Annotated in this window: 12 protein-coding genes and 1 tRNA gene; 9 read left to right on the plus strand and 4 right to left on the minus strand. The window is 65.1% G+C overall.

The window, feature by feature from the left end:
* The first annotated feature begins 556 nt into the window (after positions 1-556).
* Positions 557-2,110, plus strand: a complete 1,554-nt coding sequence (locus N3C64_RS06580) for a phospholipase D family protein (protein ID WP_260013132.1) — start codon at positions 557-559, stop codon at positions 2,108-2,110.
* Positions 2,111-2,163: 53 nt separating this feature from the next.
* Here the strand turns inward: N3C64_RS06580 and N3C64_RS06585 are convergent.
* The 4 genes from N3C64_RS06585 to N3C64_RS06600 all read right to left on the minus strand — a co-directional run bounded on the left by N3C64_RS06585 (position 2,164) and on the right by N3C64_RS06600 (position 5,883).
* Positions 2,164-2,239: transfer RNA gene (locus N3C64_RS06585), tRNA-Thr, on the minus strand.
* 54 nt (positions 2,240-2,293) lie between these two features.
* The gene (locus tag N3C64_RS06590) at positions 2,294-3,781 is read right to left on the minus strand and encodes a heme biosynthesis protein HemY (RefSeq protein ID WP_218630191.1); all 1,488 of its coding nucleotides are present in this window, start codon (positions 3,779-3,781) and stop codon (positions 2,294-2,296) included.
* A gap of 11 nt (positions 3,782-3,792) precedes the next feature.
* Positions 3,793-5,088 (minus strand): COG4223 family protein, encoded by a 1,296-nt coding sequence (locus N3C64_RS06595; RefSeq protein ID WP_218630190.1) that lies wholly within the window; start codon positions 5,086-5,088, stop codon positions 3,793-3,795.
* 78 nt (positions 5,089-5,166) lie between these two features.
* Positions 5,167-5,883 carry a uroporphyrinogen-III synthase gene (locus N3C64_RS06600; RefSeq protein WP_218630189.1) on the minus strand — a complete coding sequence of 239 codons (717 nt, stop codon included), beginning with the start codon at positions 5,881-5,883 and terminating at the stop codon, positions 5,167-5,169.
* Between the two features lie 72 nt (positions 5,884-5,955).
* Here N3C64_RS06600 and tsaD point away from each other — a divergent pair, with 72 nt between their 5' ends.
* From tsaD to pstA, 8 genes are all read left to right on the plus strand, one after another.
* Positions 5,956-7,050, plus strand: a complete 1,095-nt coding sequence (gene tsaD / locus N3C64_RS06605) for a tRNA (adenosine(37)-N6)-threonylcarbamoyltransferase complex transferase subunit TsaD (protein WP_260013137.1) — start codon at positions 5,956-5,958, stop codon at positions 7,048-7,050.
* Positions 7,047-8,003: an NAD(P)H-dependent glycerol-3-phosphate dehydrogenase gene (locus N3C64_RS06610; RefSeq protein ID WP_260013139.1), complete on the plus strand. Its 957-nt coding sequence runs from the start codon at positions 7,047-7,049 to the stop codon at positions 8,001-8,003. Before tsaD ends, N3C64_RS06610 begins: the two co-directional genes overlap by 4 nt.
* A 3-nt stretch (positions 8,004-8,006) precedes the next feature.
* Positions 8,007-8,276, plus strand: coding sequence for a YciI family protein (locus N3C64_RS06615; RefSeq protein WP_260013142.1), 270 nt, complete (start codon positions 8,007-8,009; stop codon positions 8,274-8,276).
* Entirely contained in the window at positions 8,276-8,695 is a 420-nt protein-coding gene (locus tag N3C64_RS06620; RefSeq protein ID WP_260013883.1) for an EVE domain-containing protein, read from the plus strand. The genes N3C64_RS06615 and N3C64_RS06620 overlap by 1 nt, the downstream gene beginning before the upstream one ends.
* A gap of 251 nt (positions 8,696-8,946) precedes the next feature.
* On the plus strand, positions 8,947-9,633 hold the full coding sequence (locus N3C64_RS06625) for a CbiX/SirB N-terminal domain-containing protein (protein WP_260013145.1): 687 nt from the start codon (positions 8,947-8,949) through the stop codon (positions 9,631-9,633).
* A 118-nt stretch (positions 9,634-9,751) separates the two neighbouring features.
* Positions 9,752-10,792, plus strand: coding sequence for a substrate-binding domain-containing protein (locus tag N3C64_RS06630; protein ID WP_260013148.1), 1,041 nt, complete (start codon positions 9,752-9,754; stop codon positions 10,790-10,792).
* A gap of 51 nt (positions 10,793-10,843) precedes the next feature.
* Positions 10,844-12,292, plus strand: coding sequence for a phosphate ABC transporter permease subunit PstC (pstC, locus tag N3C64_RS06635; protein WP_260013151.1), 1,449 nt, complete (start codon positions 10,844-10,846; stop codon positions 12,290-12,292).
* Positions 12,289-13,623, plus strand: coding sequence for a phosphate ABC transporter permease PstA (pstA, locus tag N3C64_RS06640; protein ID WP_218630181.1), 1,335 nt, complete (start codon positions 12,289-12,291; stop codon positions 13,621-13,623). Before pstC ends, pstA begins: the two co-directional genes overlap by 4 nt.
* Positions 13,624-13,631: the final 8 nt, after the last annotated feature.

The raw sequence follows: 13,631 nt of genomic DNA on the forward strand, positions 1-13,631 counted from the left end.
ACAGTGAAGCTGACAATCACATCATCGACCCGAAAGCCTAGTGACCCGATATGCTACGGTTAAACGTCGAAACCGACCAAACCGCCCGCATATCTCTTCAGATATCCATCAATGTCAAAGAGCCTGGAAACAAAATCAACCAGTTGCGCCTCATCACTTGCGGCGCCGCTAGCCAACCTATCCCCAATTTTGTCTTGCTTTCCAGTGTCTTGCGACCCCTTCCGGCGTCCCGTTGCAGCGTCTGCCGCGTCGGTGAGGGGCTATTTACGGATCACCGACAACCTCCGCAAGGCCCTTTTTCAAAAATCACAAACTTTTCTCTCTCAAATCACAAAAATCCCTTGTTTCGTTGACCCCCTGACGCGCGGGTAAAATCCAGCTGGCCAACCCATCTCGCAGGTGCAGAAAGAATCTTGCGTAAGGGCGGGCAGGCGCGAAACGAAACGGGCGCGGGCAGGCGAATCCCCGTGAACCGGGCGAAACGCCAGCCAATACTCGCGCTCAGCGCTATCCTGTGCATACTGTCCCCCGGACGAGTTCAAGAATGACGGCAGGGATGACGGTTTCTTACGCGCGCACGGGCTGGCGGTTGATTATGGCGGGACTGATCGCAGGGTGGGTTTCGGCCTGCTCTCTCGGCCCCGGCACCTACACCAAGAACGTTTCCGTCGCGCGCATGGACACCGACACCACCTGGCTTGCACGACGCATCGAAGCGATGGGCAATCCGCATGACGGGCGGTCGGGCGTCTATCTGCTGCGCGACGGGGCCGAGGCGCTGGCGCTGCGCCTTGTTCTGTCCGAGCGCGCCGAGAAGACGATCGACGCGCAGTATTACCTGCTGCATGACGATGTCGCAGGCCACCTCTTCTTGTGGAAACTGCTCGAGGCCGCAGATCGCGGGGTGCGGGTGCGTCTGCTGCTCGACGATATCGACATGGCGGTTTACGACCCGGTGACGGCCGCGCTGGATGCCCATCCCAACATCGAGATCCGGCTGTTCAACCCGTTCTGGCGCTCGGCACACCAGGCCGTCGTGGCCGCGATGGATTTTCCGCGCATCAACCGGCGCATGCATAACAAGTCGATGACCTTCGACAATACGGTCACGATCCTTGGCGGGCGCAACATCGGGGCCGAGTATTTCGCCGCCCGCGACGACAGCAATTACGACGATCTGGACATTCTTGCCGCAGGCCCCGCCGCGCAAGAGGTCTCGTCCTCGTTCGATACCTATTGGAACAGCCCCTATGCGGTGCCTTCCGAGGTCGTGATCAAGGACCATCGCGATGCCGCCGCGGTGTCGACCAACCGGGCGCATCTGCAAGATCTGGCGCGCGAGGCGCAGGCAAGCCCCTATGGAGAAGCGCTCCACCACGGGATTCGCGACGCTTTGGGCAATAACAGCCTCAAGCTGCATTGGGTTCCGGCTCAGGTCTTTGCCGATGCGCCCGACAAGGCGAAAGGTGGCGCAGACAGCGCGACCTTCCTGAGCGCGGCGCTGGAACCCTACATCACCTCGGCGCAATCCGAGCTTTACGTCGTCTCGGCCTATTTTGTACCTCGCCGGCGCGGGGTCAACCTGCTGGCCGCGATGGAGGCGCGCGGCGTCGATGTCACCGTTCTCACAAACTCGATGGACTCAACCGACGTTCTGGCGGTTTACGGCCATTACGCTCTGTCGCGCCGCGCGTTGATTGAGGCAGGCGTGGATCTGTGGGAGCTACGCTCCAACACCGCGCGCGAGGACCGCAAACGCCTGGGGCTGGAGAAATCGCTCTCGGGCCTGCATTCGAAGGCCTTTGCTGTGGACGGCCGGCACCTCTTCATCGGCTCGTTCAACTGGGACCCGCGCTCGGTTCACATCAACACCGAGATGGGCCTGATGATCGACTCGCCCGAACTGACGCAAGAGGTGTTGCGCATCTTCAAGCGCGACCTGCCCGATCGCGCCTACCAGGTCACCGCTGATGAGAACGGCAAGCTCAACTGGCTGTCGCGCCGTGAGGATGGCGTGACGCTGCTGCACTTGTGGGAGCCTTACGACTCGGTCTGGCGGGCGTTCATGTCGGGGGTCTATGGCTTCCTGCCGATCGGCAAGCAGCTCTGACGCGGCGAGGCGTAAGCCTCGCGGGCGGGTTTGCTACACTACTTTTTGGGAAGTGGTGCCGGTGAAGGGACTCGAACCCCCGACCCCATCATTACGAATGACGTGCTCTACCAGCTGAGCTACACCGGCCTGGTGGCGGGCGGATAGCACGCCGCTCGGCCGATGTGTAGCCCTAATTTGCATCTAGTCGTCGGCTTGCCCTTCGCGCTTGCGAATATCGTCAGGCGTGACGATCAGATCGGCGTCGATGATGGATTCGACCGGGCCATCGTGCTCGGGTTCCGCCTCATGCGCGGGCTGTCCCACGATCAGCGGCAGCATCTCGGCGCCATGCGGCATCGGAACGTCGGCCTGCACCGGCTCGCGCCAGCTCAGCGTGTCGAAACCGCCGCAATTGTCGCAAACAGGCGTCCATTCGCCCTGGATGTTGTGACACTTGTCGCAGCACCATTGCGGGCCGCGCGGCGCCGTCAACGCACGGGTCAGCCAGCCGCGCACAACCGCATCGTCGGCGCCCTCGCCGCGCTCGATCGCCGCCATGATGGTCAGGGCGCGCGCGGTCGGGTGGGTTTCGATCAGATCGCCAAGCGCGCGGCGGGCGCCGGGGAAATCCTCGGACGCGATGTTCAACTCGGCCCGCAACAGCCGGGTTTCAGGGTGATCCGGGCGCAGGCTCAGCAGTTTCTCGAACCGCTTGAGGCGCGCATCGGCGGCCTCATCGGGCGCCATCTCGGCATAGACCGCCGCCAGATCGGGATGCGGCTGCGCCTCCCACGCTTTCAGGATCACGCGCCCCGCAGCCTTGGTGTTACCCTTGGCGATATAGGCGCGCGCGGCCATCGCTGCGGCGGGAATCAGATCGGGCGAGGATTTGTTCGCCGCAATCGCGGCCTCGCGCGCCTCGATGCTGGCGCCTTCGTCAAACACGCCCTTGGCCTCTTGCAGGGCCAGAACCGCATCGCGGCGGCGGTGCACATCCTTGGGCAACTGGCCCTGGCGCACCTTGGATTGCAGGGTCGAGCGCGCACCCGCCCAATCGCCCTTGGCGGTTTGCAGGCTAAGCAGGGTATCCTGCACCTCCTGATGCTTGGGCTTGAGGGCATAGGCCTTCTCGGCCAGCTTGAGCGCGGTATCGGTGTCGCCCTCGGACAGCTTTTGCTTCATCAGCCCGCGCACACCGACAAATCGGGTCCGGTCATCCGAGAGCAGGCGCTTGTAAACCTCGGTCGCCTTCTTGTTGTCGCCCGCAGCCTCGGCAGCCTGTGCGGTCAGAAGGTTGGTCAGTTCGGGGCGGCGCAGGAAACGCTCGGCCCGCGCGGCCTTGGACAGCGCCAGACGCCCCTCGCCCGAGGCCACGGCCAGCATCCCCTCGGCCAGCGCCTCATATCCCTTGCGCTCGCGGTTGCGGTCGAAATAGCGGCTGATCGCGGTTTCATCGCCATTGAGAAAGCGCAGAAACGCCACGAGCAAGCCGACGACGCGGATCACCACCCAGACCAGCACAAAGGCCAGAAGCGCGACGATTACCGCCTGCAGCGGCCCGAGGGTGAATTCCATCCCCATGAGAACGATGCGCACGCCCTCGCCACTGTCGGCCAGATGCGTGGCACCCAGCGTCAGCGCCGCAACGACAATCAGGAAAAGCGCGATTTTGATGAATGACCAGATCATGACCGCCCCCCTCAGTTAACCGATTGCGACAAGGACGTCAGCGCCTCGAGCGCGGCGACACGGGCCTGCGCCTGCACCAGCCAGTCGCCCAGCGCGGCCTGACCCGAAGGCGGCAGTTTGCCGACTTCAGCCACCGCAGCGGCTATGTCGCCCTGATCGACCGCGCTTTGCGCGCGCGACAGGATCGCATCGGGGTCATCGCCCTCGCGCGCATCAAGCGAGCGCGCGCCGACCTGCGCCATCAGGAAGGCGCCGACGCGGCCCGTCATCGTATCGCCTGCGGCCTCCTTGCGCGCCACGGCCAGCGCATCGCGCGCGGCCTGCGGGAAACCGGCTTGCAACTGGGTGATGGTCGGGACAGTCACCTTGAGCGCATCGGGCGCGGAAATGCCTGCGGCCTCCAACTCAGCCACGGCGGACACCAGCGAGGCCCCGCTGTCAATCGCGGTCGCAACGCGGGCAATGGCGGCCTGCACCAGCATACGGCGCGCCGAAGCCTCGGATTGGCCACGCAGACGGGCCGCCTCTTCTTCGGCCTGAAGGATGCGCTCCTGCGCGACCGCGACGGCTGCGGCGATCTGTTCCTGTGCGGCGGCATCGCCGGTGCTGCGCTGATCCAACTGACCGCGCAGCGCCAGCACCTCGGCCCGCAACTCATCGAGCGCGGCAGGGGGCACGGCTTCGGCCGCCGGGCGGGATTCAAGCGCGGCGATCCGCGCCTCAAGCGCCACCTGCGCCTCGGATGCCGTGCGGGCAGCCGCCGTCGCCTGATCAAGCGCGGCCTGAACGCCGGACAGGTCGGCCGCAGGCGCGGGCGCTGAGCGCAGCGCCGCCAACTCGGCCGTCAGTGCCTCGGTGCGCGCCGCCTGATTGGCCAGCGCCGTGCTCAGGCCGGCAGCATCCAGCTCGGCCTTGGGTTGAAGCCCCATGCTCTCCAGCAGCGAAGCCGGCAGGCTCGGCAAAACGAAAAGCGTCGCCCCCGCGCCGATGGCAGCAGCAGCGACACCGCCCAACAGAAGCGGCATGAAGCCACCACCCTGTTTCGGCGCCTCAGCCGAGGCAGGCGCGGCGGGCGGCGGCAGAACATCGCGGGCCGCCGCGGGCTCGGTCGGGGCTTCGACAGCTTCTTCGGGTTCGAGGGCTTCCGTCACCTCTTCCGGCGCGGCCTCGTCATTGGCCTCTGCCTCCGGCGCGGAGGCTTCCGGTTCATCGGTCGCGGGCGTGATCAAAACGAAGGGCGCATCGGGCGTATCCTTCCCCTGCTCCGCATCTGCGATCTCGGGGTTCTGCGTCTTTTCGTCCGCCACGGCCAATCCCTCCTCAAACCTGTGGGCCTCGGGTAGCCCCGCCCCACCATATCAATCTATGAGCGCCCCGCCAGCGTCTCAAGCAGCATTGCCTGAGCCAATAAGCCGCGCCAGAGCCTCAAGAATCCCCTCGGCATCCGGTGAGGGCGCGATTTCCAGCCGATCGGGGCCGATTTCCGCGCATGCCTCGGCCACCGAAGGGCTGATCGCGGCAATTTGCAGCCGGTGCAGGCCAAGCCCGGCCAGAAGCCGCGCGGATTTGGGTGAGAAGACCGGCGCCAGAATCACCCCGGCCTTGCGCAAAAGGGCAAGCGAGTCGGGCGCGATCGGGCGCGCCTCTTGCCGATAGACCACGGCCTCAAGCGTCTCGAACCCCGCCGTGCTCAGGATATCGGCCACCGCCACGGCCACTTCGACGCCCCGCGCGTGCAACAGGCGGCCCTCCTGGTGGTGCTTGGCGATCATCGGCATGAGCGTGCGCGCATCACCGGGGCCCTCGATCACCTCGAACCCGGCCTTGCGCGCCACATCCGCCGTGCGTGCACCGACGCAATAGGCCCGCCGCCCCATCGCGGGCGACAGCGCGACCAGCGGCGTCACCGCGTTTTGCGAGGTAAAGATCAGCGCCTGCGCCTCGGGGATCGGCGGCGCAAGCGCCACGATCTCCATCAGGGGCGCGATCACCACGCTGAAATCCGGGCCGAAGCGATCATGAAACTGCATCGCAAAACGGCGCGAGGCCGCCTCGGGGCGGGTCAGCAGCAGAACCGGAAACATCTTGCTTTGCGCTGTCACGGGCAGCCCCGGGATTGTGCGATCAATGCCCCGGTGTTACCTGCGAAGGGACACAGGCGCAACCGGAGCGGCATGAAACAGCATCTCACCTTTCTCGGGCTCGAGTCGAGTTGCGACGACACGGCGGCCGCCGTCGTGCGCGTCGGGCCCGATGGTGCGCAGATCCTGTCCTCGGTCGTCGCGGGCCAAACCGAGCTGCACGCCCCGTTCGGCGGGGTCGTCCCCGAGATCGCGGCGCGGGCCCATGCCGAGAAGCTTGATCTTTGCGTCGAGGAAGCACTGGCCGAGGCCGGTCTTGGCTTGCGCGATCTTGACGGTATCGCTGTGACGGCGGGGCCGGGCCTGATCGGCGGCGTCATGTCAGGGGTGATGTGCGCCAAGGGGCTCGCGGCAGGCAGCGGGCTGCCGCTGATCGGTGTGAACCATCTGGCGGGCCACGCGCTGACGCCGCGCCTGACCGACGATCTGGCCTTCCCCTATCTTATGCTTCTGGTTTCGGGCGGGCATTGCCAGTTCCTGATCGCCCATGGCCCCGAGGAATTCTCACGGCTTGGCGGCACCATCGACGACGCCCCCGGCGAGGCTTTCGACAAGACCGCCAAGCTTCTTGGCCTGCCGCAACCCGGCGGCCCCGTGGTCGAGGCCGAAGCGGCGCAGGGCGATCCGAAGGCCTTCGCCTTCCCGCGTCCGCTGCTTGATCGCCCCGGCTGCGATATGTCCTTCTCCGGCCTCAAGACCGCCCTTCTGCGCGCCCGCGACGCGGTGGTGGTGGAGCACGGCGGGTTGCCGCGTCAGGTGCGGCGCGATCTCTGCGCCTCGTTCCAGGCGGCCGTGCGCGACACGCTGGCCGAAAAATCGCGCCGCGCGCTGGTGCAGTACCTGGACCTCAACCCTGCCCAGCCCTCTTTTGCGGTCGCCGGGGGCGTCGCGGCAAACAAGGCCATTCGCGCCGCATTAGAGACTGTTTCGGCCGAGATGGGCGTGGCCTTCACCGCGCCCCCCCTGCGCCTGTGCACCGACAATGCCGCGATGATCGCCTTCGCGGGCATCGAGCGTTTCCGCACCGGCGCGCGCGACGGCATGGATCTGACCGCGCGGCCGCGCTGGCCGCTCGATCAAAGCGCCCCGGCCCTGCTCGGCTCGGGCAAGAAAGGAGCGAAGGCGTGACGGTATCAGTTCTGGGCGCAGGCGCATTCGGCACGGCCCTGGCGGTGACGCTGGCGCAAACCGGGCCCGTCACGCTGTGGGCGCGCGACGCCAATCACGCCGCGCTGATGCAAGAGACCGGCCGGAATGAGCGCCGCCTGCCCGGTGTGAACCTGCCCCGCAAAGTGGCGGCGACCGCCGACATCAGCGTCGCGACCGAGGCTGAGACGATCCTGCTTGCCATGCCGATGCAGCAGATGCGCGGCTTTCTGGCCACCCATGCGGAACTGCTGCAGGGCAAGACGCTCGTCGCCTGCTCGAAAGGGATTGACCTTGAAAGCGGTCAGGGACCGACCGCGCTGATCGCCGCCGCCAGCCCCTCGGCCCGTGCCGCCATCCTGACTGGCCCGAGCTTCGCCGCCGATATCGCGCGCGGCCTACCCACGGCGCTGACGCTGGCCTGCGCCGAAGATGGCGAGGCGCTGCAACGCGAACTATCCACCCCCACCTTGCGGCTTTACCGCACCACCGACACCACCGGGGCGGAACTGGGCGGCGCGCTGAAGAACGTCATCGCCATCGCGGCGGGCGTGGTCATCGGCGCGGGCCTGGGCGACTCGGCGCGCGCGGCGCTGATGACGCGCGGCTTCGCCGAGATGAGCCGCATCGCCACCGCCATGGGTGCGCGGGCCGAGACGCTCTCGGGCCTGTCGGGCTTTGGTGATCTGGTGCTGACCTGCACCTCGGTCCAGTCGCGCAACTTCCGCTATGGCCGCGCGCTCGGCGCGGGTGAGGATTTCGACACTTCGATCACCGTCGAAGGGGTGGCAACCGCCAAAGCAGTCTCTATTCTGGCGCAAAAGCATATCATCGACATGCCGATCGCGACCATGATCACCGCCCTGGCCGACCGCCAGATCACCGTTTCCGAAGCCGTTCAGGCGCTGCTCTCGCGCCCGCTGAAAGAGGAGTAACCCATGCTCTATGCCGTCATCTGCCGCGACAAGCCCGGCCACCTGCAAACCCGCCTCGACACCCGCGCGGCGCATCTTGCCTATATCGAGGCGACGGGCATCGTGAAGATGGCCGGCCCGTTCCTTGAAGGGGGACAGATGTCTGGCTCGCTGGTCATCCTTGAGACCGACAGCCTTGAGGCCGCGCAGGCCTGGGCCGCAGGCGATCCCTATGCCGCCGCGGGGCTTTTCGAGAGCGTCTCGGTCACCGAATGGAAGAAGGTGATCGGCTGATGGCGTATTGGCTGTTCAAATCCGAGCCGAACAAGTTTTCCTGGGACGATCTGGTCGCCAAGGGCGACGCGGGCGAGGAATGGGACGGCGTGCGCAACTACCTGGCGCGCAACAACATGCGCGCCATGAAAGTGGGCGATCGGGGGTTCTTCTACCACTCGAACATCGGCAAGGAAGTCGTCGGTATTGCCGAGGTCTGTGCCGAGTCGCACCCCGATTCGACCAGTGACGATCCGCGGTGGGATTGCGTGGATATTCGCGCGGTGAAACCGCTGGCGCGCCCCGTCACGCTGGCCGACGTCAAGAATGACCCCCGGCTGTCGCAGATGGCGCTTGTCACTTCGATGCGCCTGTCGGTGCAGCCGGTGACCGAAGAGGAATGGAAGATCGTCTGCGAGCTTGGCGGTATCGCGCCCTGACCCTCAAACGTCGAAGGGTCCCGGCAACCCCTTACCAGGACCCTTCGTCACCCCCAGGCGCACCCCTGCGCACCACCGGTGAAACTGAATGAGGACCTGGCCATCCTGGCCGGTACGCCCTGCGTAGAGGTATCTGCGACTCGAGGCAATCGCCTCATGCCGATAATACACTTCAAATTCAATGCGTTATCATTATCGCGCTGTTAATGTTTGAGGTTTGCCCCGGCCCGCAAAGGCACTAAGTTGCGCTTATGAAGCAGATCGTCATCGTCGCCCATGGCTCCCCCTCCGATCCCGCCCCGCAGGAGGCGGCGCTACAGGATCTTGCGCAGCGGGTGGGTGCGCTTTGCCCAGATGATACCGTGCGCGCCGCAACGCTTGCCTGTCCCGGCGCGCTCGAGACTGCCTTCGAGGGGCTGGCCGACCCGCTCGTCTATCCCTTCTTCATGGCCGAGGGCTGGTTCACCCGGCGCGAACTGCCCCGCCGACTGGCCAAGGCCGGGCTTTCCGCGCGGCACATGCGCCCCTTCGGCCTTGATCCGCATCTGCCCGCCCTGATCGCACAGACCTGTCACGATGCCGCGATTCAGGCCGGATTAGAGCCTGAATCGGCAGATCTGATCCTTGTCGGCCACGGTTCGAAGGTCGCGCATCGCTCGAAGGATTCGACCTATGCGATGGCCGAAACGCTGCGCCGCAGCCTGCCCTTCTGGCGCATCCGCGTGGCGCTGATCGAAGAGCCCCCGTTCCTTGCGAATATCGCGGCGCAATCGCTGCGCGGGCTGTGCCTGCCCTTCTTCGCCCTGCGCGCAGGCCATGTGGAAAACGACATCCCCGAGGCGCTGGAGGAGGCTGCTTTCAACGGCCCGCTCCTGCCCGCGATCGGCGAACATCCGCAGGTTCCCGCGCTGATTGCCGCCGCCATTGCGCGCGAATGACAGGCCGTTTCGGCTTGTCATGCAACTGTCACACTACTTTTGCATAAGCGTCACGCGAAGCTCTTACGAGGGGCGCCGAGGCCACGAACGGCCCAGTTCAAGAATTCAGGAGTGATCCATGAAAACCGTGAAGTTCACCGTATCGGCCCTGGCGATCATCGCCGCCTCGGCGTCGGGCGCCTACGCCCGCGACCAGATCCAGTCGGCAGGTTCCTCGACCGTGCTGCCCTACGCAACCATCGTCGCCGAAGCTTTCGGTGAGAACTTCGACTTCCCGACCCCCGTCGTGGAATCGGGCGGTTCGGGCGCTGGCCGCAAGAAGCTGTGCGAAGGCGTGGGCGAGAACACCATCGACATCGCCAACTCGTCGTCGCGCATCAAGCAGTCGGACATCGACAACTGCGCCGCCAACGGCGTGACCGAAATCATGGAAGTCCGCATCGGCTATGACGGCATCGTCTTCGCTTCGGACATCAACGGCGCCGACTTCGCCTTCACCCCGGCCGATTGGTACAACGCGCTGGCCGCCGAGGTCGTCAAGGACGGCGCGCTGGTTGCCAACGCCAACAAGACCTGGGCCGACGTGAACGCCGCCATGCCCGCACAGGACATCCTGGCCTTCATCCCAGGCACCAAGCACGGCACCCGCGAAGTGTTTGACGTGAAGGTTCTGGAAGCCGGCTGCAAGGCCACCGGCGCGCTCGAAGCCTTTACCGCTGCCGCTGGCGGCGACGAGAAGGAAGGCGCCAAGAAGTGCCTCAACCTGCGCACCGACGGCGTTTCGGTCGATATCGACGGTGACTACACCGAGACCCTCTCGCGCATCGACGCCAACAAGAACGCCATCGGCGTGTTCGGCCTGTCGTTCTACCAGAACAACACCGACAAGCTGAAAGTGGCGACCATGGACGGCATCGTCCCCTCGGTCGACTCGATCGCCTCGGGCGACTACCCGGTGTCGCGTCCGCTCTTCTTCTACGTCAAGAAGGCGCACCTGGGCGTTATCCCCGGCCTGAAGGAATACATCGAGTTCTTCGTGTCGGACGATATGGCTGGCCCGGAAGGCCCGCTGGCTGAATACGGTCTGGTTTCGGACCCGGAACTGGCCGCGACCCAGGAAATGGTTGCCGCCGAGACCGCGATGGGTCCGCTGAACTGATCTGACGGGTGGCGCCTTCGGGCGCCACCCTCCTCCTTCCAGGAGCCTGAAATGAGCCTTGGCATTCTGTCGCTGATCGTAGCCGCGTTGGCCGCCGCCGGATTCTTTCTGGGGCGGCGTTTTGCTCTCGCCAAGGTGGCGGGTGACGCCCGTCGTCTGCACTCGCTGCCCGGATATTACGGGCAGACCGTCTTTCTCTTCACCGCTGTTCCCGCCTTCCTCGTTCTGGGCCTGTGGCTGCTGATCCAGCCCATCGTCATCGAGAACCGCGTTGCCGGAACGATCGCCCCCGCAGATATCCCCGAGGGTTCGAGCGTCGGCCTTGTGATGTCCGATGTCCGCCGCATCGCGGATGGGATCGAGCGCGTCGTCTCGGAAGGCCGCATGACCGAGCCGGAACTGGCCGCCCATGACGATATCCGCGGCGAGCTTGCCAGCGCGGGCGTGGCCCTCGGCAATGACGTCCGCCCCTCGGTCGTCGAGGCCGCGCGCAACTATCGTGACCTGTCGGCGGCCAGCTCGCTGTCGATGAGCGGTCTGGTGTTGGCCCTCGCCCTGGCTGGCATGGCCTTCGCGCTGCGCCGGATCTCGCCTGATTTCCGCGCCCGCAACGTGTCGGAAACCTTCGTGCGCTACCTGCTGATCGCGGCCTCAACCGTTGCGATCCTGACCACGGTCGGCATCGTGCTGTCGCTTGTTTTCGAGACGGTGCATTTCTTCCGCCTCTATTCGGCGGACAAGTTCTTCTTCAACACCGTGTGGAACCCGCAATTCCGCGGCGGCTCGGATCTGGGCATCTGGCCGCTTCTGTGGGGCACGATGTATGTCTCACTGATCGCGCTGCTGGTCTCGGTGCCGGTGGGTATCTTCGCCGCGATCTATCTTGCTGAATATGCGTCGAAAAGGGTTCGCGCGGTCGCCAAGCCGATGATCGAGATCCTGGCCGGCATCCCGACTATCGTTTACGGTCTTTTCGCGCTGATCACGGTGGGTCCGATGCTGCGTGACTTCTTCGCACAGCCAATGGGGATCGGCAGCTCGTCAAGCTCGGTGATGACTGCGGGCCTCGTGATGGGGATCATGCTGATTCCCTTCGTCAGCTCGCTTTCGGATGACATCATCAACGCCGTGCCGCAATCGCTGCGCGACGGCTCCTATGGTCTCGGCGCCACGCAATCGGAAACCGTCAAGCAGGTGATCCTGCCCGCAGCCCTTCCGGGCATCGTCGGCGCGATCCTTCTGGCCGCCTCGCGCGCCATCGGTGAGACGATGATCGTGGTTCTGGGCGCGGGCGCGGCGGCGAAAATGTCGCTCAACCCGTTCGACGCGATGACCACCGTGACCGTCAAGATCGTCAGCCAGCTGACCGGCGATACCGAGTTCGCCTCGCCCGAGACGCTGGTTGCCTTTGCGCTTGGCCTGACGCTGTTCGTCTTCACGCTGGGGCTCAATGTTCTCGCACTCTACATCGTGCGCAAATACCGGGAGCAATACGAATGACCGCCGAATCGACCAATAGCGGCACGTCGCTCTACAAGACCGATGCACGCACCAAACGCCGCAACGCATCCGAGGCCCGGTTTCGCATTTATGGCATGGCCGCCGTCGGCTTTGGCGTGCTGGCGCTGATCGTCCTGCTGACCTCGGTGCTCGGCACCGGCCTTGGGGCGTTCCGCCAGACCTTCTTGACGATGCCGGTGGCGCTTGATGCCGCGACGCTCGACAAGAAGGGCAACCGCGATCCGGCCGAAATGGCCAAGGTCACCACGATCGGCTACCAGAAGATCCTGGAGAAAGCGCTGATCGCCGAGTTGACCGAGCAAAAGCTGATCCCCGAGGGGATGAGCGCCAAGGATGTTGGCGGTCTGATCTCGAAAGAGGCCCCGGCCCAGCTTCGCAACAAGGTGCTCGCCAATCCCGAGCTGGTGGGTCAGACGATCACCTTCCGTGCGCTGGCGAACGGTCGCATCGACGGCTACTTCAAAGGCCGCGTGACGATGGAGAGCGCCGCACTCGACAGCAACGTCAGCCCCGCACAGCTTGAGCTGGCCGACAAGATGCGCGCCGCGAACCTGCTGGGGCTGAGCTTCAACTGGGGCTTCATCTTCGATCCGGACGCGTCCGAACTGCGCCCCGAGGCGGCTGGTCTGGGCGTTGCGATCCTCGGCTCGCTCTACATGATGATTATCGTTCTGGTGCTGTCGCTGCCGCTTGGCGTGGCTGCGTCGATCTACCTTGAGGAATTCGCGCCGACGAACCGCTGGACCGATCTGATCGAGGTCAATATCGCCAATCTGGCGGCCGTGCCGTCGATCGTCTTCGGTATTCTCGGCCTCGCGGTGTTCATCAATTTCGCGAACATGCCGCAGTCTTCGCCGCTCGTGGGCGGGCTGGTGCTTACGCTGATGACGCTGCCCACGATCATCATCGCGACCCGCGCGGCCCTCAAGGCAGTGCCGCCCTCAATCAAGGATGCAGCACTTGGTGTCGGCGCCTCGAAAACGCAGACCGTCTTCCACCACGTTCTGCCGCTTGCCATGCCGGGTATTCTGACGGGCACCATTATCGGTCTGGCCCAGGCACTGGGCGAGACCGCCCCGCTGCTGCTGATCGGCATGGTGGCCTTCGTTCGCGACTATCCCGGGGCACCGCCGGAAGGCTTTCTCGACCCTGCCTCGGCGCTTCCGGTGCAGGTCTACAACTTTACCCAACGCGCCGATCCGGCCTTTATTGAACGCGCCTCCGGGGCCATCATCGTACTGCTCGTATTCCTGCTGACGATGAACATTCTGGCAATCATTCTGCGCCGGCGTTTCGAACGGCGCTGGTAGGGAACACG

The sequence above is a fragment of the Sedimentimonas flavescens genome (assembly GCF_025154035.1).
Classification (GTDB): domain Bacteria; phylum Pseudomonadota; class Alphaproteobacteria; order Rhodobacterales; family Rhodobacteraceae; genus Rhodobacter; species Rhodobacter flavescens.

Bases quoted from the DNA above. Each gene is read 5' to 3' on its own strand.
- N3C64_RS06580 (WP_260013132.1), top strand. From the start codon at position 557: ATGACGGTTTCTTACGCGCGCACGGGCTGGCGGTTGATTATGGCGGGA.
- N3C64_RS06630 (WP_260013148.1), top strand. From the start codon at position 9,752: ATGAAAACCGTGAAGTTCACCGTATCGGCCCTGGCGATCATCGCCGCC.
- N3C64_RS06620 (WP_260013883.1), top strand. From the start codon at position 8,276: ATGGCGTATTGGCTGTTCAAATCCGAGCCGAACAAGTTTTCCTGGGAC.
- pstA (WP_218630181.1), top strand. From the start codon at position 12,289: ATGACCGCCGAATCGACCAATAGCGGCACGTCGCTCTACAAGACCGAT.
- N3C64_RS06590 (WP_218630191.1), bottom strand. From the start codon at position 3,781: ATGATCTGGTCATTCATCAAAATCGCGCTTTTCCTGATTGTCGTTGCG.
- N3C64_RS06625 (WP_260013145.1), top strand. From the start codon at position 8,947: ATGAAGCAGATCGTCATCGTCGCCCATGGCTCCCCCTCCGATCCCGCC.
- tsaD (WP_260013137.1), top strand. From the start codon at position 5,956: ATGAAACAGCATCTCACCTTTCTCGGGCTCGAGTCGAGTTGCGACGAC.
- pstC (WP_260013151.1), top strand. From the start codon at position 10,844: ATGAGCCTTGGCATTCTGTCGCTGATCGTAGCCGCGTTGGCCGCCGCC.
- N3C64_RS06615 (WP_260013142.1), top strand. From the start codon at position 8,007: ATGCTCTATGCCGTCATCTGCCGCGACAAGCCCGGCCACCTGCAAACC.